Source organism: Hoeflea sp. AS60 (genome assembly GCF_038900115.1).
In the GTDB taxonomy this organism is placed as follows: domain Bacteria; phylum Pseudomonadota; class Alphaproteobacteria; order Rhizobiales; family Rhizobiaceae; genus Hoeflea.
In genome coordinates, this window is sequence record NZ_JBBMQP010000002.1 from 1,286,479 (window position 1) to 1,305,575 (window position 19,097).

Below are 19,097 nucleotides of genomic sequence, written 5' to 3' on the forward strand. Positions count from 1 at the left end.
CAACGCCCCGGTTCTGGAATTCACCGTCTATAGCACAAGAACGAAGGAACTATGACACTTCCATGTCGCTCGTTCCGCTGTCGAGTTCAGCCAGCACTTCGGCTGCCAGGGACCGGGTAATCTTGGACCCCCGCGCCAGCGCCAGCTGGTCGAGGCGGGTGACGACAAGGCGGGCTGCGGCCAGTGAGCGCTCCATTCGTGCAACCAGCCAGGCAATGATCTTGTCATCGACCACCACCTGTCGGTCGGCAAACAGCTTGACCATCACCTGGGCCAGTAATTCCTCATCCGGCTCGGCGATTTCAACAACCGTCGCAGCCTTCAGCCGGGACGCAAGATCCGGCAAACTCACGCGCCAACCGGCAGGCCAGAGCCTGCTGGTGATCAGCAGCGCATTGCCGTTCTCGCGGGCCGCATTGATAAGATGGAAAAGTGCTGTTTCATCGAAACCTGCATGGTCGATGTCCTCTATCAGCACAGGGCCTTGAGCCGCGGTTTCAAGCACCATCGGGTCAGGCTTGTCGATTTCCACTCTGGTGGCGCCGACACGGCTGGCCCATATGCTGGCAATATGGGATTTTCCGGATCCGGTAGGCCCAGCCAGAATGACCACCGGTGACGGCCAGTCGGGCCAGCGGTCAACAATTGCCACAGCCGCGTTCAAGCGGTCCGATACGATCAGATCGTCACGACCGGAGGCTGAGCCATGATCAAATTCGAGCGGCAGTTGCCGTGTGGCTGGCGTTTTGCCCATCAGTCACTCGCAATTCCGTCAGCGGTGTCTTCTGGCTCATGCGGCACACGTTGCGTGCCGTGATAGAGATCACTGTCGAGATAGCGGGAAATGGCAAAACGCACCAGCACACCAAACGAGGCAGCAGCAGGCACGGCGATCAGCATGCCGACGAAACCAAACAGCGCGCCGAACGCGAACAATGCGAACATCAGCCAGACCGGGTGCAGCCCGACCGACTTGCCGACCAGCCGGGGTTGCAGGATGTTGCCTTCAAAAAACTGCCCCACCGCAAAGACTGCAACAACGGCTCCGATCATCACGTAATCCGGCCAGAACTGCACCACCGCGACAACCACGGCCAGCACCAGTCCGACCATCGAGCCGACATAGGGAATGAAGCTGATCAGACCGGCGAAAAGACCGATCAGAAGTCCGAAATTCAGCCCGACGATCGAAAGCCCGACCGCATAAATCAGGCCAAGAATGATGCAGACGCTGCCCTGCCCGCGCACAAAGCCGGCGATGGTCGCATCGATCTGCTTTGCCAGATAGCGAACGGTTTCTACATGATCACGCGGCACCCATTTGTCGACCTTCGCAACCATGTTGTCCCAATCGAGAAGCAGATAGAAGGCGACGACGGGTGTGACCACGAAAAGGGCGGCGATATCGAGAAGCGCCATGCCCGAGTTCCAGATTTGCTGGAAGATCGTACCGACCAGACCGGCTCCTTCTTTCAGAAGCGCTGCAAAGCTGTCCTTGATCTGGCCAAGCTGATCACTGATCCAGCTCGGCAGCAGATTGGATTCCGACATCAGAAGCGTCTGCAGCTGGGAGATATAGCCCGGAATCTTGCCTCCCAGGTCAGCCGCCTGCGTTACCAGGATCGGGATAAGCACGACCAGCGACAGACCAAACAGCAGGATGAACGCGACGAGAATGGCCAGCGTGGCCATCATCCGCGAGAACCCGCGCCGTTCGAACCAGTCAGCCACCGGATCGAGGAAATAGGCCAGCGCCATGCCCGCGATAAAGGGCAGCAGGATCGAGCGGAACAACATCAAGAAGGCGACGAAGATGGCCAGCGCCACCATCCAGAAGAAGATTTGCCGGCGAAGCGCCGCCCGGTCTATGTGAGTGGTCATGATCACCTCGCTTGCGGACCCGCTTCAGCCGGCCATTTTCTGCCTTGTATCAATCGGATTCTTCCAGGCCAGCCATGTGCCTGAGCCAGGTGACGAGATAGGCGCTGGCCGAAGCGATGGTCAAGCCTGCAACCGCATAGATCATCCATCCGATAATGCCGTCAAGCCGGGCAAGTCCGGCCAGATCGGCCAGCACCAGAATGAGCAGGATGATCTGGAACATCGTATTGGCCTTTGAGACCAGCAGCGGCCGCAATTCAACCGGATGTTCCAGCAGACTGGAAAGCACCACGGCGCCGATGATCAGCGCATCGCGTGAAACGGCCAGGATCACCAGCCAATTGGGCACCACACCAAGCCATCCGAGCATGACAAACACACTGACCAGCAGGAACTTGTCGGCAATCGGATCGAGCCAGGTACCAAGCTCGGATCGCTGATTGAAATGGCGGGCAATGAAGCCGTCAAGGCCATCAGACGCGCCAGCCAGCATGAACAGCAAGAAAGCGATGAGCATCTCGCCGTTGATCATTGCAAGAATGATCAACGGAACCATGATGAACCGGGCAACCGTGATGAAATTGGGCAGTGTCATGGGCAACAAGCGATCCTGAGAGGTTGCGATATGGCGATCGACCAGCGCAATTCCAATGGGTTGCAGCATCAATAGCACGTTCGGGTGCAGTTTTCCCGGCGTTTGTGGCGTCCTCCCGCAAGCTCCGACTTGCGGAATTGTCCGCAAAATGCCATCCCCCGGGCATATGAAGCTCCTTTGAAACCCAGAGAGGGAAAGCCAAGATGGCGGATCGGAAAAACGGCCTCACCTATGCCCAGGCGGGTGTCGATATCGATGCTGGCAACGAGATGGTCAACCGTATCAAGCCGCTGGTGCGCTCGACACGTCGGCCGGGTGCTGATGGCGAGATCGGCGGCTTCGGCGGCCTGTTCGACCTTAAGGCTGCCGGCTTTTCCGACCCGGTTCTGGTGGCTGCCAATGACGGTGTCGGCACCAAGTTAAAAGTGGCGATCGAAGCAGGCATCCATGACACGGTCGGCATTGACCTCGTTGCCATGTGCGTCAACGATCTGGTCGTCCAGGGCGCGGAACCGCTGTTCTTTCTCGATTACTTCGCCACCGGCAAGCTTGATCCTGAACAGGGTGCGGCGATCGTCGCGGGCATTGCACAGGGCTGCATTCAGGCCGGATGCGCGCTGATCGGCGGCGAAACTGCGGAAATGCCCGGGATGTATCGCGACGGCGACTATGATCTCGCCGGATTTGCCGTGGGGGCTGCCGAGCGTGGGCAACTGCTGCCATCGGGCACGCTTTCGGAAGGTGATGTGGTTCTGGGCCTGGCCTCTTCCGGCGTTCACTCCAATGGCTATTCGCTGGTCCGCAGGATCGTCGAAATGAGCGGGCTTGCATATGACGCCTCGGCGCCATTCGATGCTTCAAAGAGCCTTGGGGCAGCTCTTTTGGAGCCGACCCGGATCTACGTCAAATCGCTGCTTTCAGTGATCCGGGAAACCGGGGCGATCCAGGCACTGGCCCATATCACGGGTGGCGGTTTCCCCGAAAACCTGCCCCGCGTCTTGCCCGAAGGGCTTGCCGCCGAGATTGATCTCGACGCGATCAAGCCACCGGCGGTGTTTTCGTGGCTCGCCAGAACCGGGGGAGTTGCGCCCGAGGAAATGTTGCGCACTTTCAATTGCGGCATCGGCATGATCGCGGTCACGTCAGAAGCAGACGCCGACCGGGTTGCGAGCGCACTTGAAGCCCAGGGCGAAAGCGTCGTCCGGCTTGGAAGGCTGAGCGCACGTGCCGACAACGGACCGGGCGTTGTCTACAAGGGAACCCTGTCGCTGTGAACGACAAGCAGAAAGTCCCTGTCGCCATACTGATTTCCGGTCGGGGATCAAACATGGGCGCGCTGATTGCCGCCTCGTTGCGCAGCGACTTTCCGGCGAAGATCGTTTCAGTGATCTCGGACAAGCCGGACGCCAAGGGTCTCGACCATGCCCGTGGCTTTGGCATAGAAGCGTTGGCGATCCCGCGCGGGGGTTATGACAGCAAGGCCGCTCACGAGGCTGCAGTCATGGCGGCACTGGATGCCTCGGGTGCGCGGATCATCGCGCTTGCGGGCTATATGCGGCTGCTATCGGGCGAATTTGTCGGCCGTTACGCCGGACGGATGATCAACATCCATCCTTCCCTGCTTCCTGCATTTCCGGGTCTGGCAACCCATGAACGCGCGCTTGCCAGCGGCTGCCGGGTGCATGGCTGCACGGTGCATTTTGTCACCGAAGGCATGGACGAAGGCCCGATCATCGAGCAGGAAGCCGTGCGCATCGAACGCGACGATACACCCGATACGCTTGCCGCCCGGGTGCTTGCGGCCGAGCACCGGATCTACCCTGTGGCGCTGGCCATGCTTGCGCGTGGCGAAGTGCGGATGGGCGGTGACGGGCGGACCCAGTACAGCGGCTGACGCCGACAGACGCCGGCGCCGGATTTCCCCGCGTCTCGTCCAGACCGGCAGGCCCGCCGCCGGAGCGAGCTTTTATGCCGGTTGCGCAGCCTGTGCTTTTGGTGGCAGGATAACCGGGAACATTTTTCGATATTGCCAGTTCTCCCTGTTTTGAATGGAGACGATAATGCCTTCACTTTACGGCCTGCTCGACAAAGCCATCAAGACCGGTCGATTGACGATGACCGACGCCAACGGTGAGGTTCACAACTTTGGCGGCAAGGAACCGGGCCCCGAGGCCGCGATCCGTTTCACCAAAAAGTCGACCGAGTGGCAAATCCTGCTCAATCCGGAACTCAATGCAGCTGAAGCCTACATGGATGGCGAGCTGCTGATGGACAGCGGCAGCATTCACGACCTGGTCAAGGTGTTTTACGCCAACAAGCGACAGTTCGACCATTCGCCCAGCCAGATCTTCTGGCAAGGACTGTCACGCAAGGTGCGGCGCTTTCACCAGCACAATGTGATTTCCAGATCACGCGCCAACGTCAAGGCGCATTACGATATCGGCGAGGATCTCTACAAGCTTTTCCTGGACCGGGACATGCAGTACTCCTGCGCCTATTTCCCCGAAGGCACGGCCACAATTGACGAGGCGCAAACGCTGAAAAAGCGACACATTGCAGCCAAGCTCAACCTCAAGCCGGGACAGAAGGTCCTCGACATCGGCTGCGGCTGGGGCGGACTGGCTCTTTACCTCGCCCATGTCGCAGATGTGGAGGTGCTGGGCGTGACGTTGTCAGAGCGTCAACTCGCTGTCGCCAGAAGGCGGGCAGAGATCCTCGGTGTCAGCGACCGGGTCAAGTTTGAACTTATCGATTACCGCGAAGTTCAGGGCAAGTTCGACCGGGTTGTGTCCGTCGGCATGCTTGAACATGTCGGCGTGCAATATCTGGCTCCCTATTTCCTGACCGTGCGCGACCGGCTGACAGCTGACGGCGTGGCTCTGATCCACTCAATTTCCAGCAAGTCTCCCCCCGGCGTGACTGGCCCTTTCATCCGCAAGTACATCTTTCCCGGCGGCTACGCGCCGTCATTGTCGGAAACCGTCGAAGCAATCGAACCCACAGGACTCTGGCTGCTCGATTGCGAAATCTGGCGCTGCCATTACGGCTACACCTTGCAACATTGGCGCAAGCGGTTCCTCGACAACCGCGACGCTGCGGTCAAGATCATGGGCGAGCGTTTCTGCCGGATGTGGGAGCTCTACCTGTCGATCGCCGAATGCGTGTTCCTGCAGGGCTCAAGCAATGTCTTCCAGCTCCAGATCGGCCGCGAACGCGACGCCGTTCCGATCACGCGGGACTATATCGGCGCGGAAGAAGCGCACATCGCCGGGCTGGAAACCGAATTTCTCGAGCGCGTTGTCGCCAGCGCAGCCCAGGCGCTGGCTGAATAGGGAGGGCCTCTGCGTGCCCCGTGCTGTTCTAACTTGGCTGCAGCCGGTGTGACTTCAATCGCTCTTGCAGCAGACGCAAGGCCTCTTCGGGACAGGAACAAAACGCATCCTGTGTCATGCCGCCTGTCTCGCCCTCGCAGTACTCGATGATGGCTGCTTCAGGCGTTACCTCACCAGACAGAACACGCGCCTCCAGTTCGGTGACGCCCAGATCGGCGCTGGCGGGCATGCTGCTGACGCAGGCACTCAAACACGCCAATGCCAGGGCGACTTTCATTCCGGCGTAGCCATTATCGCTTTCATGGCCTTGTCCGCCATGTAATACAGGCCGCGCCTGCTGGATTGATTGAAGTAGGCCAAACTCGTGAAAATGTTGCGGTTGTAAGGCGTGACATTGTTCTGGAGATCGACCTCGATCACGAGCCGTGCGCCCGGAAGCGCCCCGCCCTGCATCACATGAAGCAAGCCCATCTTTGGATGCGGACAGATTTCGTAGGGCGTTCCGTCGGCAGCCACTATATCGAAATGCGTGTGGCCGCCCTTAACATGATTGGACACGTATCCGCGGGATTTCTGCAAATGGGCTGCGTGTTCGAGCACTGTGGCGACATCGAATTGCCCAGCGTTGACCGGCGAGCAATTCACGAACGTCAAGACCAGTGATCCAAAAACAAGTTTCCGAAGCATGTGTCATCACCGCCGCATGAGTAATCTCAACTCTTGATTGTCCAGTATGACACATTGAAACTTCTTCGCAACCGTGCATGTGCGTTCAGCTTCCAACACAAACTGCCGCCAGCCGGTCCGTGTCGGTCCAGCTGGCGGCAGAAAATCTCAGCTCGTAAGCGCGCTCTGTGTTCAGGCGAGCTCTGGCGTGATGTTGAGCGTGCCGGATGTGGCGTGCGAATAGGGGCAGACCTTGTGGCCGCCGGCGATCAGGTCTTCGGCGACATCCTTCTCGATGCCGGGCAGATCGACCTTGATCTTGACGTCAAGGCCAAAGCCCGTGTCTTCGCGCGGGCCGATGCCGACCGTCACGGTGACATTGGCATCATCGGGAATTTTCACCTTCTTCTGGCCGGCATAGAACTTCAATGCGCCAAGGAAGCAGGCCGCGTAGCCGGTTGCGAAAAGCTGTTCCGGGTTTACCCCGCCGCCAGGACCGCCCATTTCCTTGGGGACAGCCAGATTGACATCGAGCGCGCCGTCGTGGGTGCTCGAGTGCCCGTCGCGACCGCCGGTGGCGGTGGCGGATGTGCTGTAAACAACTTTTGTGGGCATGATATATTCCTTCGTTTGCGATTTAATCGTACGCGATATATATGACAGAGATATGCTCGTTGCAAGTGATTGCGCTTCACGATTTCGGGAAACAGGCTTTGACTGACAGGAGAGCGCCACAATGACCGATGGTAAATTGCCCGATGGTTTCAGGTTGAGACCTGAATCCATGCTGTGCTTTGACCTCTACGCGACCCACCACGCGGTGGGACAGATCTATCAGCCACTGCTATCCGAGCTCGGGCTGACCTATCCGCAATATCTGGTCATGGTCGTGTTGTGGGAGCAGGACGGGCAGACCGTGGGCGAACTCGGCGCACGGCTGGACCTCGCATCCTCCACCCTCACCCCGCTGATCAAGCGGCTTGAGAGCCAGGGCATGCTTGAGCGTAAGCGCGATGACAAGGATGAACGCAAAGTTCGCGTGAAACTGACTGCAGCCGGACAGGCGCTTGAAGACCGGTCTGGGCATGTGCCCGGCTGCGTCGCGCAGGCGTTTGGACTGTCACTCGAGGACTTCGTCAAGTTGCACGAGATGCTGGGCAAGCTGAGGACTTCATTGAAGGCCAAGACAGGAGCCGAAGAAGCTTAGCACGCACCTTCAATAAAAGCGGGGGTGTGATCGGCTAAGCGTCCGCCGGTGCCGTATTCAGCATGTTGTGCAGTGCGGCCCTTGGGCAATGGCAACTTCAGCTTGCGATGAACCGGATTTTTGTTCCCCAAGGATCAAGTGTTTCGAGAGTGCTGCCAGATTCCTGGGTATCCGACCCATGGGCTTTCAACCGTTGGCGAAGGCCGTCCATCAGGCCGGGCTGGATCGAGAAGGCAGCGTCCTCCAGTCCCGACATCTTTTGCGGGCGCTGACCGGCGTTGCGGCTTTGCCAGATATTGGCCCCTATATGGTGGTGATAGCGACCGTTGGAGAAGAAGGCGGCGCTTTCGTTTGCAATCAACGCCGTCAGATCAAGGCCGGTTGCCTTGACATAGAAATCCTGCGCCAGCTGGGTGTCGCCAACCCGCATGTGGACGTGGCCAATTCGAAAGCCGCTGGGAGCGCTATAAGGCAACTCCGCGTCTTCGGGCAGTCCTTCGACCAGATTGTCGAGATCGAGTTGAGCGCTGCCCATGACGACCCTGTTGTCGGCCCAGTTCCAATTTTGGTGCGGACGGTCAGCATAGACCTCAATGCCGTTGCCTTCCGGATCGTTGAGGTACAGCGCCTCGGAGACGCTGTGATCGGCAAAGCCTGTGAACGGTACGCCATTCATGTAGGCCACGATCAGCCAGCGCCCCAAATCCTTGCGTGTCGGCATGAGAAATGCCGTGTGGTACAGACCGGCAGTCGTGGGATCGTCCAAATCGTCATCCGGGCGCTTGATCAGGGTGACCAGCGGTTTTCCATCCTTGCCCAAGGTCGTTTGATTTGGCTCAGCGCGGAGAACATCAAGACCGATAACAGCGTTGTAGAAATAGGTCATCTTTTCCAGATCGCGCACACGAAGCGACAGGGAATGGATGTGAATGGGCGTGGTGACCGCAAAGGACGGCTCCACGGGCGCGGCATTTGCTGCTGCGGTGTTAGCCAAAACCGGTGCGGCTGCAAGAAAATGCAGCGCTGCACGGCGGGTCACATCAAATGAATTGGCCATAATCTGTCCTTAACGATCAGCGTTTTGTCTCTGTCGTATATGGCAAAACAGGGCGACAGCTTAAAGCCAGCGGTTCGGCGTAAATTTGTTCACAAATACTGAACGACCAACCCGCAGTGGCCCTTTCAAGCCTTCTTTACCCATACCCGCGTGTCGTGGAACGCGGTGCCTCCGTAGGGCGCGCAAGAATCTGCACCCGTGAGCGTATTGATCCCCTCGCCGCCCTCAAAGGCGGAATTGGGCCAGAGGCCTTCATGGATGACAACACCGCGCCGCTGACCGGAATCCAGCTTTGCATGCATGGCAAGATCGCCGCGTGTATTCCCGAGCCGCACCCTGTCGCCGTCGGCGATCGCGAGTCGCGCTGCGTCCTCGGGATGGATCATCAGATCCGGGCGCTTTTCCTTGGCCTGTGACGACGGGGTTTCGGCAAAGGTGGAATTGAGGAAAGAGCGCGCTGGCGAGGTTGCCAGCCGGAACGGATGATCGGCGTTGGCGCTCTCGATCAGCTCAACATGATCGGGAAATTCCGGAAGCTGTTCAACGGGTCCCTGAGGCCCCATGCGCTTGGGCGGCTTGTTGGCCGCAGGTGTGCCGGTCCAGTCGGGCCGGAAGCGGTACTTGCCATCCTTGTGGGAAAAGCCGTTCAGAAAATGCGCGGTCTCGAAATCGGACTGAACGTCGGCCCACTTGTCTTCCCTGAAGGTTTCAAATGTGCCCAAGCCACGCTTCTCCAGCATGACGTCGATGTGTTCGCGCGGCGTCAGACCGAAGCCTTCACGATCTGCCACGCCGAGGCGCTTTGCCAGTTCCTCAACGACATGATGGTTGGGCATCGGGCCCTCGGGCGGGTCGACCAGTTTTGGCCCCAGCGTGATGTGCTGATTGCCGCCGCCACGATAGATGTCGTCATGTTCGAGGAACATGGTGGCGGGCAGGATGACGTCGGCATATTTGGCAGTATCGGTCATGAACTGCTCATGCACGGCAAGGAACAGGTCCTCGCGCCTGAGGCCCTCGATGATCTTTCGCTGTTCGGGCGCGACATTGGCGGGGTTGGTGTTCTGGACCAGCATGGCGGTCACAGGCGGGCCGCCATTCAGCGCTTCCGCATCGCCGGTCAGGATCCTTCCGATCTTGGATTGATCCAGCCAGCGCAGGCCGGGATTGAAGTTCTTTCGGCCTTCGAGCAGGGATTTGTCGAGCCGGAAGATGTCCGAATTGGAATGAAATGCACCGCCGCCTTCATACTGGTAGCTGCCGGTGACGACCGCGAGCGACAGCGCCGCGTGCATGTTGACGGCGCCATTGCGCTGGCGGGTGAAGCCGTAGCCCAGCCGGAAGAATGTCTTTTTGGTGGTGCCGACCAAACGTGCGAAGGCTTCGATCTCGGCCACTGGCACGCCGCAGATCGCTTCCGCCCATTCCGGCGTCCGGTCCTGCAGATGTGATTCAAGGCCTGCCGGGTCGTCACTGAATTTGTTGAGATAATCACGATCTGCCAAGCCCTCGCGAAACAGCACATGCATTACCGCGCAGGCAAAAGCGCCGTCGGTGCCGGGCTTGAGCAGCACCTTGATGTCGGCCTGCTTCATGGTCGGGGTGTCGTAGATATCGATGACCACGATCTTGGCGCCGCGCTCCTTGCGGGCGCGGATGGCGTGGGTCATCACGTTGACCTGGGTGGAGACGGCATTGGTGCCCCAGATCACAACGCAGTCGGATTTCGCCATCTCGCGCGGATCGGATCCGCGCATCGCCCCTGCCCCCATGGCAAAGCCGGTCCAGGCCATGTTGGTGCAGAAACTGTCGAACTGGTTGGAATAGCCCTTTGCATGGCGCAGCCGGTTGATGCCGTCGCGCTGCACCAGACCCATGGTGCCGGCGTAATAGTTGAGCCAGACCGTCTCCGGACCATGCTTGGCTTCTGCCTGCTCGAATTTTTCCGCGATCAGATCGAGCGCAGCATCGAAGCTTGCCTCTTTCCACTGTCCCTCGCCTTTTGCGCCGGAGCGGATCAGCGGCTTGAGCAGCCGGTCGGGATGATTGACCCGCTCGGCATAGCGCGCCACCTTGGCGCAGATGACACCGGCAGTGTAGCTGTTGGCCGCGTCGCCCCTGACCCTTCCGATGCGGTTGCGCGACAGCAGCTCGACTTCGAGCGCGCAGGTTGACGGACAATCATGCGGACAGGCGGAATGGCCGATGGCCGTGACCGCGTCTGGATCGTGGGCGGCGGAATCAATGGGGGTCGCGTCGTTCATGCTTTCTCTATAAGAGAATTTCCGACGACGCGCCACGCTAAGCGCGCGTCCATCAGATCAAATCAGGGACGTATCACGCCAGAAGATGAATTACCGCCACAGCTATCATGCAGGCAATTTCGCCGACGTGCTCAAACACGCGGTGCTGGCCCAGATCATCACCTATCTCAAGCGCAAGAATCAGGCGTTCCGCGTCATCGACACCCATGCGGGGATCGGCACCTACAATCTGAGCTCGGTCGAGGCGCAGAAGACCGGCGAATGGCGCGATGGCATTGGCCGGATCATGGACGCGACGCTGTCGGCTGAATTGAAAGCGTTCCTGGCGCCGTGGCTCGAAGCTGTCGAATCGCTCAATCCCAAGGGTGGCGTGCTGCATTACCCTGGGTCCCCCAAGCTCTCCCGGCTGGTGATGCGAAAGCAGGACAGGCTGACGGCCATCGAGTTGCATCCGGACGACGCGCAGATACTCAAGACCGTCTTCGAGGGCGATTATCAGGTCCGCGTGATCGAACTCGACGGCTGGCTGTCGCTCGGCGCGCACCTGCCGCCCAAGGAAAAGCGTGGCATTGTGCTGATTGATCCACCTTTCGAGGAAGATGGCGAGTATGACCGGATGATCGACGGGCTGGCGCGGGCGACGCGGCGGTTTCCGGGCGGCACCTACATGCTCTGGCACCCGATCAAGGCCGACAGCCCGCTTGCATCTTTCGACAAGAAGCTGATCGCACTTGGCAGGCCACGGACTCTGACGGTCCGTCTGATGATACGCGACAACAAAACCGCACCGGGGCTTAACGGATCCGGGCTGGTGATCATCAATCCGCCCTTCACGCTTGAGGCCGAGCTGAAACAGATCCTGCCCGAACTTGCCCGCCTGATGGCCCAGGGCCCTGGTGCTAAATCGGAGCTTGCAACGCTCGTTGGTGAGCGCTGAAACTTTCGTCTATCTGGACAAAACGTAGCTGCCCCGCCCGGTTTTGGTCAGCCTGCCGCACCGTACCAAGGCTGCCAACGCGCGGTAAACTGCCTCGTGGGTCAATCCGATTTGTGCGGCAAACGTCTTGATGCTGACGGTCAACATGCCGTCGCCAACTGCGGCGAACACCCTGTTGGTCGCATCGCGAATGGCAACGACCTCCAATCGCCGGCGATAATTCTGGATCTGACCGGCGAAACGAGCGGAGATCGCAATCGCGAAGTCCGGCTCCAGTTGCATTCTTTGTAAAACGGCAGATTTGTCGATCCGGACCAGTTCGGTGTCCGCAGCAGCGACGGCATCGCAATGATAGCTGTCCGAGAACAGCCCCGCCTCGGCAAAGGTCTCACGAGCACAAGCGCGGTGGATGACAACTTCATCGCCCTGAGAGGTGTATCTGAGCAAATCCACCTGGCCGGCAAGCACATAATACATCGCCGTCGCGGGATCATTCCGCCGAAAAAGGCTCACGCCCTTCTTCAAAAACTTCGGTGCGGATGCAGCAGATGGAAGCAGGCCAAACGTATGGGGGAGCATGACCAATAGAATATGATTGAAATCATATTCCAGCAAGCCTGTTTCAGCCTAGTCTTGGCTCAACATAGGAGACATTCGAATGAAACGCGTGCCCCTCGTCATCGCCGGTCTGGCTATCTTGGCAATAGCAGCAGTGCCGGCCTATCATCTGATCGCGGCCACACACGCCGAAACTGCACATAGCGGCAGCCACAGCATGCATTCCGCCAACGACGGATCAAGCCTGCCAACGGAAGGTGGTCAGTCCGCCTTTGCGGCGATTGCGGAAATTGTCGATCTGCTGGAAGCGGACCCCGATACCGACTGGGCAAAGGTCAATATTGACGCTCTTCGCGACCATCTGGTCGACATGAACAGTCTCATGCTGGAGGCCAAGGCCTCTTCGGCTGTCGAGAATGACACAATCAAATTCCAGGTTGAGGGCGAAGGCAAGGTCCTGCGCGCAATTCATGCGATGGTTCCGGCGCACGCCGCCGAACTCAACAAGACCGGAGCATGGACTGTGCAGGCAGTCACGACATCCACCGGTGCAATCCTCACGGTAAAAACAGAAACCTCAAGTCAGCTCGAAAAAGCAAAGGCCCTGGGTTTCTTCGGGCTGATGGCAACCGGCAGTCATCACCAACCCCATCACCTCGCTATGGCAATGGGCATGATGCAGCATTGAAATTACCTCCACGGCTCGCCCCAATGCCACATGAAGCGGAAGTGTTGCGCTAATAGGCTCAATGCTTTAGCGCTCCGCACTTGCCCAATCGCTGTGGCACACTTTATACCATGACTCGCATCCTGTTCTGGAGGACCGGTCATGACCATGAAACGCCTGATAATCGCATTTGCTACAACGCTTGGTGTCTCGCTTTCAAGTTTTGCAAGTCCTGCCGTAGCCTTCAATGGCGGCAATGTCCTTGCCTGCGACGCGCCACAGGTGCTGTCCCACATCCAGAACCGTTTCGTCTGGACAGACCGACACGTGCTCAAGCGCGGCCTTGCCATCGAGAGCATCCAGCGCGTGCACCCCAATCGCACCCGTTTTGAAGGTCAATACTGGTCGATCCCGCGGCTCTACTGCCACGGAACCGCGCATATGAATGATGGCCACAAACGCCAGATCTGGTGGCTGATCGAAGGCGGAATGGGCTTTGCCGGTCTGGGCAACAATCTCGAGTTCTGCATCTCCGGGCTCGACCCGCTCAAGGTTCATGGAGCGTGGTGCAGGTCGGTTCGCTGATCAGGCCATGACGAAAGTCAATCTGCTCCGGAGCTTGCTGGCCTTGCCGGTGCTGGCGCTTGCAGTTGCCTGCTCTGACGAAAGTGCGCCGCCGGCACAGGCAGGAACAAAGGTTGCGGTATCCACCGCCAGCAAGGCTCCTGTCGGATCAGGATTTGATTTTTATGTGCTGGCCTTGTCATGGTCGCCCGCCTACTGCCTCGTCGAAGGGGATCGCGCCAACCGGCAGCAATGCGCTGAAGACCGGGATCTGGGCTTTGTCGTGCACGGTCTCTGGCCGCAGAACGAATCGGGCTATCCGGAGTTCTGCCCTTCGCGCGAACCCGACCGGGTACCGTCCAGCCTGGGCCGCGATTATCTCGATATTGTGCCGACCATGGGACTTATCGGGCATCAGTGGCGCAAGCACGGATCGTGCTCGGGGCTTTCCCAGCGGGATTATTTCACAGCGCTGCGGGCCGCCAGCGCCCGGGTGAAGGTGCCCGAAGCCTTTGCGCTGGACAAACTTCCCGCACGCATCGACGCATTTGCGGCCGAGGACGATTTCATCGCTGCGAATCCCGGCATGACGCGCGACGGCATCGCCATCAGTTGCCAGCGCGGCCTGCTGCGCGAGGTCCGCATCTGCATGACGCCGTCCCTTGAGTATCGAGCCTGTGGCGAGGTTGACCGCGCCGGCTGTACAGTCAAGAACCTGAATGTCCCCGAGCCGGGCTGAGGCCCTCAAGCTGTTTTCACGCAAGAAGAGAAGATCATCATGAAAATCCTCTATTCACCTGCCTCCCCCTATTCGGCAAAGGTCAGGATAGCCGCCAAGTTTGCCGGACTCGATGTCGAAGCGGTGCTGACCGACACGAATGCGGCACCGGCCGAGCTGATCACCAACAACCCGCTGGGCAAGATCCCGACGCTCATCACAGATGAAGGACAGGCCATCTTTGACAGCCGTGCCATCATGCAGTTTGTCGACCGTTCCGGCGGCAAGCGGATCTATCCGCGCAACGCAGCAAAGCGTACTGAAGCCGAGGTCATGGAAGCCCTCTGCGACGGCATTTGCGACTGCCTGCTGGCGATCATGTACGAGCGGCGCTTCCGTCCTGCGGAAATCGTGCATCAGGAATGGATCGACAAGCAGTGGACCAAGGCGACCCGCGCCCTGGACTATCTCGAAGCCAATCTTCCGCGGATCACAAAGGCGCCGAATGGCGGACATTTTGCGGCCGCCGCGATGATCGGCTACCTGAACCTGCGGTTTGCCGGGCAGTGGGAACGCGGTCGGCCGAAGATCAAGCGCTGGAGCGCAAAGTTTGCGGCAAGCTTTCCCGAACTCGACGCAATGCTGCCAAAGGCGTGACACCGCGGCCGGACAAGCAGGTCGGGATCTCCCACATCTTTGCCGCCGCCAGCTACTCGCTGGGCGGCGTCAAACGGCTGTGGGGGGAGACCGCTTTCCGGCACGAGACACTGGCCTTTGTGCTTCTCTTAGCGGCATTCATGTTCGCGGGCGCGCCGCTGTGGGGCTACGTTGGCGCCGCTTTACTGTACTTGCTGACGGCTTCAGTTGAAGCGCTGAACACCGCTGTTGAAGAAATCACCGATCATGCGTCGCCGGAGTATTCCACTATGGCTCGGCATGCCAAGGATCTGGGATCTTTCGCGGTGTTCTGCCTCTTGCTCGCCAACGGCATATGGGCGGTGTTCGTGCTGGCAACGGTGTTGCTGCCGACTGGGTGGATGGCGGTCTGATGGTGGCCGGACGGCAGCAACACGCGCATTTTCTCGCCAAGCCACCACTTCACCAGGTCATGGGACAGGCTGGAATTATGGCCGATGAAGCTGGCATTTCCGGATGCACACATTATCTGTGACGGAAACTGGTGACCAAAACAGCAATATTGGAACTTTAATGACAGACCAAACACAACCGTTGCGCATCGATTTCATTTCAGATGTTGTCTGCCCATGGTGCGTGATCGGGTTTCGGCAGCTCGACAAGGCGCTGAAGGAGACCGGCACGGACTATGAAATTCACTGGCATCCGTTTGAACTCAATCCGGACATGCCGGCCGATGGCCAGAACCTGCGTGAACATCTGGCCGAGAAATACGGCGTCACGCCCGAACAGTCCCGGGAAAACCGGACGCGGCTGACCGAAATGGGCGCAAGCGTCGATTTCGAGTTCGGCTTCGGCGATGACATGCGCATGGTCAACACGTTCGATGCGCACCGGCTGATCCACTGGGCTGAGACACTCGATCTTGGCCACCAACTCAAGCAGGCGCTTTTTGCCGCCTACTTCACAGATAGCCGGGATGTGTCAGACCCGGCGGTTCTGATCGAAGTGGCCGAGAAGGTCGGGCTCGACGGCGTGGAAGCCAAGGCAGTGCTCGATGACCAGCGCTACGCTGAAGAGGTGCGGCAACAGGAAAACGTCTGGATCCAGAACAATATCCGTGGCGTGCCGGCGATCATTTTCGACAACAAGCATCTCGTCACCGGGGCCCAAGGGGTGGAGAACTACACCCAGATCCTCAAGCAACTTACAGCCACTCAATCCTGAACTAAGGCTTGAACTCGGGCCTGCACTCGGGCCTGTGTCCAAATCTGCCAGGAATCAAAAAGCCCGGACGATTTCTCGTCCGGGCTTTTCTTGTTCCGAGGTTCTGACGGATCAGAACTTCATGCCGATACCGACGCGAACCGAGTGATCGTCAAAGCCGGACGACACATTGGTGCCGCCAAGATTGTAGTTCTTTGACTGATAATCGGTGTAGCGGTACTCGATACGGGTGGTGATGTTTTCAGTCAGGAACGCTTCCGCGCCCGCACCGACTGTCCAGCCGACGTGAGTGTTGCGATCAGAACCTGCCGCACTGGTCAGCTTGGCGCTGGTCGCAGCGACACCGCCGGTTGCATAGATCAGGAACGGGTTGACGTCGAAGCCCATACGGGCCCGTACCGAACCGTTGAAACCCTGCTTGCCGGTCAGAGCGCCTGTAGAAAAGTCAGCGCCCGAGTAACCGATATCAGCTTCCGCGCCGTAGACGATGTTGTCAGACTGCCAGTTGTAACCACCATAGACGCCACCGCCGAAGCCGTTGGCGTTCTGGCCGGCAGCGGCACTGAACTCGCCCCATTTGTACTCGCCGTAACCGCCAAGATAACCGCCTGACCACAGATAGGCCTGCGGTGCTACTTCTGCCATCGGCGGCTGAGGTGGCTGTTCAACGATAGCGTCCGCGGCCAGCACAGGGCCGGCGAGCGGAAGGGAAAGGGCTGCGGCCAGCAGTGCCAGTTTACGAATACGCATGTCATTCTCCTTGTTTTTCCGGCCCGACACAAACAGCGGGCCTTGATAGCTGGCGACATTGGGATGCATGCCGCCGACACGCTGCAAGATGGACATTGAATGCGGCGGCCTCGAAGCAGGAATGTGGAGACTCCGCGGCAGAAAAAGGGCAGTCGCCGCTGTTGCTTTAGAGCAACAATTTTGCCGTGGCCCAAGCCTTGCATCCATTGCGAATGGCAAGCCACCTCCTATATGGGATCTGAACCCATTGAAACCGCGAGCGTTAATCCCCAAGCATGTTGAGCATTCTGACCCTGATCGCGGGACTGGTCGTCCTCGTTTTTGCCGGTGACTACCTGGTTCGGGGTGCTGTCGGCCTTGCCGAGAAACTGTCGATCGACCCGCTGATCATCGGGCTCACCATTGTGGCTTTCGGAACTTCGGCACCGGAACTCTTCGTTTCGCTGCAGGCCGCCTTCGACGGTGTCTCGGGAATCGCACTCGGCAATGTGGTCGGCTCCAACATCGCAAACGTGCTTCTGGTACTGGGCGCGCCGGCCATGCTGATGAGTGTCAACTGCCGTGAAAGCGGTATTGGAACATCGCTCGCCGTAATGATCGGCATAACGCTGACATTAATGGTGATGATGTGGCTGGGGCCGTTGGGCCGGCTGGACGGTGCCATTCTGCTTGTCATGATGGGTGCCTATCTCGCCTGGCAGATCAAGGCGGCAAGGCAGTGCGGTGCGGGCAACGTGCCCGATTACCATGATGAAGTGGCAGACCTTCCGCAGCAAACCTGGAAAACCACTGCCTTTATCATCGGCGGCCTGATCGGCCTTCCCATCGGCGCTTGGCTGACTGTTGACGGCGCCTCCCACATCGCGCGCATGCTGGGCGCTTCGGAAACAGCCATCGGGCTGACCATTGTCGCGATCGGCACGTCTTTGCCGGAACTGGTGACCTCTGTGATGGCGGCGTGGCGCAAGTCCGGCGCGGTGGCTATCGGAAACGTGGTCGGCTCGAACATCTTCAACATCGGCCTTATCCTCGGTGGCACCTCGGTGATCCTGCCAATTGATGTGGATCCGCGCATCGTCTCGATCGATATGTGGGTTATGCTGGCTGTCAGTCTTCTGGTGGTGGCGCTGGCACACTGGAACGTGCCGATCAAAAAGCTCGGTGGCATGGCTATGCTTCTGATCTTTGCGGCCTATATCCTCTCGGTATTCTGACGCTGAAAAGCAGCGTTCAGTCGCGGCAACACAACCGGGAAACAGCATGACATCTACAAAGGGGACAGTCCTTGTAACCGGTGCCGGGCGCCGGATCGGCAAGGCAATCGCACTGGATCTGACCGCCCACGGCTACAAGATCGCCATACATGCCAACAGCAGCGGCGCGGAAGCAGAGGCCGTGGCTGGCTTCATCCGTGATGCCGGCGGTGTGGCGGAGGTCTTTCTGGCCGACCTTTCAGAGGGCAAGGCTGCGCGCGAGCTTTACAAGAACGTTGCAACGCGGATGGGTGCCCCCGTTATCATCGTCAACAATGCGTCCGTATTCGAGGATGATGACGTCCGAGACTTCGATGAAGAGTTGTTTGACCGGCACTTCGCCATCCACGTGAAGGCCCCGGCGATCTTGGCCCAATCGATGGCAACCAGCCTGGCTGACGATCAGGAGGGGCTGATCGTCAACATCATTGACCAGCGAGTGTGGAAGCTGACGCCGCGCTTCTTCTCCTACACACTGTCGAAAGCAGCGCTCTGGACGGCGACGCAGACCATGGCCCAGGCGCTGGCGCCCCGCATCCGGGTCAATGCCATCGGCCCCGGCCCGACGCTTGCCAATGAACGGCAGAAAGCCGAGGATTTCGCCCGACAGACTGCAGCGGTTCCGCTCGGCCGCGGGCCAGAGCTCGCCGAATTCGGCGCAACCATCCGCTATCTGCATGAGGCAAGATCGGTAACCGGCCAGATGATCGCACTCGATGGCGGTCAGCATCTTGCCTGGGAAACACCGGATGTGAGTGGCGTCGGCGAATAATTACGCGCCGCCG

The 19,097-nt window shown here is 59.1% G+C and carries 23 protein-coding genes; 13 read left to right on the top strand and 10 right to left on the bottom strand.

Annotated elements, in window-relative coordinates; translation table 11 throughout:
* Nucleotides 1-49 precede the first annotated feature (49 nt).
* Genes hdaA through WNZ14_RS16515 form a run of 3 tightly spaced genes read right to left on the bottom strand, consistent with a single transcriptional unit; the run spans nt 50 to nt 2,476 of the window.
* Complete coding sequence (gene hdaA / locus WNZ14_RS16505; protein WP_342869709.1) at nt 50-754, bottom strand: DnaA regulatory inactivator HdaA; 705 nt, start codon at nt 752-754, stop codon at nt 50-52.
* Complete coding sequence (locus WNZ14_RS16510; RefSeq protein WP_342869710.1) at nt 754-1,881, bottom strand: AI-2E family transporter; 1,128 nt, start codon at nt 1,879-1,881, stop codon at nt 754-756. Before WNZ14_RS16510 ends, hdaA begins: the two co-directional genes overlap by 1 nt.
* 49 nt (nt 1,882-1,930) lie before the next feature.
* The gene (locus tag WNZ14_RS16515) at nt 1,931-2,476 is read right to left on the bottom strand and encodes a CDP-alcohol phosphatidyltransferase family protein (RefSeq protein ID WP_342869711.1); all 546 of its coding nucleotides are present in this window, start codon (nt 2,474-2,476) and stop codon (nt 1,931-1,933) included.
* A 203-nt stretch (nt 2,477-2,679) separates the two neighbouring features.
* Here WNZ14_RS16515 and purM point away from each other — a divergent pair, with 203 nt between their 5' ends.
* The 3 genes from purM to WNZ14_RS16530 all read left to right on the top strand — a co-directional run bounded on the left by purM (nt 2,680) and on the right by WNZ14_RS16530 (nt 5,808).
* The gene (purM, locus tag WNZ14_RS16520; RefSeq protein ID WP_342869712.1) at nt 2,680-3,750 is read left to right on the top strand and encodes a phosphoribosylformylglycinamidine cyclo-ligase; all 1,071 of its coding nucleotides are present in this window, start codon (nt 2,680-2,682) and stop codon (nt 3,748-3,750) included.
* On the top strand, nt 3,747-4,370 hold the full coding sequence (gene purN, locus WNZ14_RS16525) for a phosphoribosylglycinamide formyltransferase (RefSeq protein ID WP_342869713.1): 624 nt from the start codon (nt 3,747-3,749) through the stop codon (nt 4,368-4,370). Before purM ends, purN begins: the two co-directional genes overlap by 4 nt.
* Nucleotides 4,371-4,536: 166 nt before the next feature.
* A complete protein-coding gene (locus tag WNZ14_RS16530; RefSeq protein ID WP_342869714.1) occupies nt 4,537-5,808 on the top strand; it encodes a cyclopropane-fatty-acyl-phospholipid synthase family protein in 1,272 nt (423 codons plus the stop codon).
* 28 nt (nt 5,809-5,836) lie between these two features.
* Here the strand turns inward: WNZ14_RS16530 and WNZ14_RS16535 are convergent, their stop codons facing one another.
* The 3 genes from WNZ14_RS16535 to WNZ14_RS16545 all read right to left on the bottom strand — a co-directional run bounded on the left by WNZ14_RS16535 (nt 5,837) and on the right by WNZ14_RS16545 (nt 7,089).
* A complete protein-coding gene (locus tag WNZ14_RS16535) occupies nt 5,837-6,037 on the bottom strand; it encodes a hypothetical protein (RefSeq protein ID WP_342869715.1) in 201 nt (66 codons plus the stop codon).
* 44 nt (nt 6,038-6,081) lie between these two features.
* On the bottom strand, nt 6,082-6,462 hold the full coding sequence (locus WNZ14_RS16540) for a hypothetical protein (protein ID WP_342869716.1): 381 nt from the start codon (nt 6,460-6,462) through the stop codon (nt 6,082-6,084).
* Nucleotides 6,463-6,666: 204 nt separating this feature from the next.
* A complete protein-coding gene (locus tag WNZ14_RS16545; RefSeq protein WP_342869717.1) occupies nt 6,667-7,089 on the bottom strand; it encodes an organic hydroperoxide resistance protein in 423 nt (140 codons plus the stop codon).
* Between the two features lie 121 nt (nt 7,090-7,210).
* Between WNZ14_RS16545 and WNZ14_RS16550 the strand changes: the two genes are divergently transcribed.
* Nucleotides 7,211-7,681: a MarR family transcriptional regulator gene (locus WNZ14_RS16550; RefSeq protein WP_342869718.1), complete on the top strand. Its 471-nt coding sequence runs from the start codon at nt 7,211-7,213 to the stop codon at nt 7,679-7,681.
* Between the two features lie 97 nt (nt 7,682-7,778).
* Here WNZ14_RS16550 and WNZ14_RS16555 read toward each other — a convergent pair whose 3' ends face one another.
* Together WNZ14_RS16555 and WNZ14_RS16560 are read right to left on the bottom strand one after the other, a co-directional pair.
* Nucleotides 7,779-8,738, bottom strand: coding sequence for a VOC family protein (locus WNZ14_RS16555; RefSeq protein WP_342869719.1), 960 nt, complete (start codon nt 8,736-8,738; stop codon nt 7,779-7,781).
* Nucleotides 8,739-8,863: 125 nt separating this feature from the next.
* On the bottom strand, nt 8,864-11,002 hold the full coding sequence (locus WNZ14_RS16560; RefSeq protein WP_342869720.1) for a molybdopterin oxidoreductase family protein: 2,139 nt from the start codon (nt 11,000-11,002) through the stop codon (nt 8,864-8,866).
* Nucleotides 11,003-11,087: 85 nt separating this feature from the next.
* Between WNZ14_RS16560 and rlmJ the strand changes: the two genes are divergently transcribed.
* Complete coding sequence (rlmJ, locus tag WNZ14_RS16565) at nt 11,088-11,939, top strand: 23S rRNA (adenine(2030)-N(6))-methyltransferase RlmJ (protein WP_342869721.1); 852 nt, start codon at nt 11,088-11,090, stop codon at nt 11,937-11,939.
* 9 nt (nt 11,940-11,948) lie between these two features.
* On the opposite strand, the gene WNZ14_RS16570 is transcribed toward rlmJ, so the two are convergent.
* Nucleotides 11,949-12,554 carry a Crp/Fnr family transcriptional regulator gene (locus WNZ14_RS16570; protein WP_342869722.1) on the bottom strand — a complete coding sequence of 202 codons (606 nt, stop codon included), beginning with the start codon at nt 12,552-12,554 and terminating at the stop codon, nt 11,949-11,951.
* A gap of 43 nt (nt 12,555-12,597) precedes the next feature.
* Between WNZ14_RS16570 and WNZ14_RS16575 the strand changes: the two genes are divergently transcribed.
* The 6 genes from WNZ14_RS16575 (at nt 12,598) to WNZ14_RS16600 (ending at nt 16,309) form a co-directional block, all read left to right on the top strand.
* Nucleotides 12,598-13,185: a hypothetical protein gene (locus WNZ14_RS16575; protein ID WP_342869723.1), complete on the top strand. Its 588-nt coding sequence runs from the start codon at nt 12,598-12,600 to the stop codon at nt 13,183-13,185.
* Nucleotides 13,186-13,326: 141 nt separating this feature from the next.
* Nucleotides 13,327-13,749 (top strand): hypothetical protein, encoded by a 423-nt coding sequence (locus tag WNZ14_RS16580; protein ID WP_342869724.1) that lies wholly within the window; start codon nt 13,327-13,329, stop codon nt 13,747-13,749.
* Nucleotides 13,750-13,756: 7 nt separating this feature from the next.
* Nucleotides 13,757-14,467: a ribonuclease gene (locus WNZ14_RS16585; RefSeq protein WP_342869725.1), complete on the top strand. Its 711-nt coding sequence runs from the start codon at nt 13,757-13,759 to the stop codon at nt 14,465-14,467.
* Between the two features lie 39 nt (nt 14,468-14,506).
* Nucleotides 14,507-15,103, top strand: a complete 597-nt coding sequence (locus WNZ14_RS16590; protein ID WP_342869726.1) for a glutathione S-transferase — start codon at nt 14,507-14,509, stop codon at nt 15,101-15,103.
* Entirely contained in the window at nt 15,100-15,495 is a 396-nt protein-coding gene (locus WNZ14_RS16595) for a diacylglycerol kinase (protein WP_342869727.1), read from the top strand. Before WNZ14_RS16590 ends, WNZ14_RS16595 begins: the two co-directional genes overlap by 4 nt.
* A 160-nt stretch (nt 15,496-15,655) precedes the next feature.
* On the top strand, nt 15,656-16,309 hold the full coding sequence (locus WNZ14_RS16600) for a DsbA family oxidoreductase (RefSeq protein ID WP_342869728.1): 654 nt from the start codon (nt 15,656-15,658) through the stop codon (nt 16,307-16,309).
* 111 nt (nt 16,310-16,420) lie between these two features.
* On the opposite strand, the gene WNZ14_RS16605 is transcribed toward WNZ14_RS16600, so the two are convergent.
* The gene (locus WNZ14_RS16605) at nt 16,421-17,059 is read right to left on the bottom strand and encodes an outer membrane protein (protein WP_342869729.1); all 639 of its coding nucleotides are present in this window, start codon (nt 17,057-17,059) and stop codon (nt 16,421-16,423) included.
* A gap of 275 nt (nt 17,060-17,334) precedes the next feature.
* On the opposite strand from WNZ14_RS16605, the gene WNZ14_RS16610 reads away from it, so the two are divergent.
* Both WNZ14_RS16610 and WNZ14_RS16615 read left to right on the top strand, forming a co-directional pair.
* Nucleotides 17,335-18,273, top strand: a complete 939-nt coding sequence (locus WNZ14_RS16610; RefSeq protein WP_342869730.1) for a calcium/sodium antiporter — start codon at nt 17,335-17,337, stop codon at nt 18,271-18,273.
* A gap of 46 nt (nt 18,274-18,319) precedes the next feature.
* Nucleotides 18,320-19,084: an SDR family oxidoreductase gene (locus tag WNZ14_RS16615; RefSeq protein WP_342869731.1), complete on the top strand. Its 765-nt coding sequence runs from the start codon at nt 18,320-18,322 to the stop codon at nt 19,082-19,084.
* Nucleotides 19,085-19,097: the final 13 nt, after the last annotated feature.

Bases quoted from the DNA above. Each gene is read 5' to 3' on its own strand.
- hdaA (WP_342869709.1), bottom strand. From the start codon at position 754: ATGGGCAAAACGCCAGCCACACGGCAACTGCCGCTCGAATTTGATCAT.
- WNZ14_RS16510 (WP_342869710.1), bottom strand. From the start codon at position 1,881: ATGACCACTCACATAGACCGGGCGGCGCTTCGCCGGCAAATCTTCTTC.
- WNZ14_RS16515 (WP_342869711.1), bottom strand. From the start codon at position 2,476: ATGACACTGCCCAATTTCATCACGGTTGCCCGGTTCATCATGGTTCCG.
- purM (WP_342869712.1), top strand. From the start codon at position 2,680: ATGGCGGATCGGAAAAACGGCCTCACCTATGCCCAGGCGGGTGTCGAT.
- WNZ14_RS16530 (WP_342869714.1), top strand. From the start codon at position 4,537: ATGCCTTCACTTTACGGCCTGCTCGACAAAGCCATCAAGACCGGTCGA.
- WNZ14_RS16535 (WP_342869715.1), bottom strand. From the start codon at position 6,037: ATGCCCGCCAGCGCCGATCTGGGCGTCACCGAACTGGAGGCGCGTGTT.
- WNZ14_RS16545 (WP_342869717.1), bottom strand. From the start codon at position 7,089: ATGCCCACAAAAGTTGTTTACAGCACATCCGCCACCGCCACCGGCGGT.
- WNZ14_RS16550 (WP_342869718.1), top strand. From the start codon at position 7,211: ATGACCGATGGTAAATTGCCCGATGGTTTCAGGTTGAGACCTGAATCC.
- WNZ14_RS16555 (WP_342869719.1), bottom strand. From the start codon at position 8,738: ATGGCCAATTCATTTGATGTGACCCGCCGTGCAGCGCTGCATTTTCTT.
- WNZ14_RS16560 (WP_342869720.1), bottom strand. From the start codon at position 11,002: ATGAACGACGCGACCCCCATTGATTCCGCCGCCCACGATCCAGACGCG.
- rlmJ (WP_342869721.1), top strand. From the start codon at position 11,088: ATGAATTACCGCCACAGCTATCATGCAGGCAATTTCGCCGACGTGCTC.
- WNZ14_RS16575 (WP_342869723.1), top strand. From the start codon at position 12,598: ATGAAACGCGTGCCCCTCGTCATCGCCGGTCTGGCTATCTTGGCAATA.
- WNZ14_RS16580 (WP_342869724.1), top strand. From the start codon at position 13,327: ATGACCATGAAACGCCTGATAATCGCATTTGCTACAACGCTTGGTGTC.
- WNZ14_RS16585 (WP_342869725.1), top strand. From the start codon at position 13,757: ATGACGAAAGTCAATCTGCTCCGGAGCTTGCTGGCCTTGCCGGTGCTG.
- WNZ14_RS16590 (WP_342869726.1), top strand. From the start codon at position 14,507: ATGAAAATCCTCTATTCACCTGCCTCCCCCTATTCGGCAAAGGTCAGG.
- WNZ14_RS16600 (WP_342869728.1), top strand. From the start codon at position 15,656: ATGACAGACCAAACACAACCGTTGCGCATCGATTTCATTTCAGATGTT.
- WNZ14_RS16605 (WP_342869729.1), bottom strand. From the start codon at position 17,059: ATGCGTATTCGTAAACTGGCACTGCTGGCCGCAGCCCTTTCCCTTCCG.
- WNZ14_RS16610 (WP_342869730.1), top strand. From the start codon at position 17,335: ATGTTGAGCATTCTGACCCTGATCGCGGGACTGGTCGTCCTCGTTTTT.
- WNZ14_RS16615 (WP_342869731.1), top strand. From the start codon at position 18,320: ATGACATCTACAAAGGGGACAGTCCTTGTAACCGGTGCCGGGCGCCGG.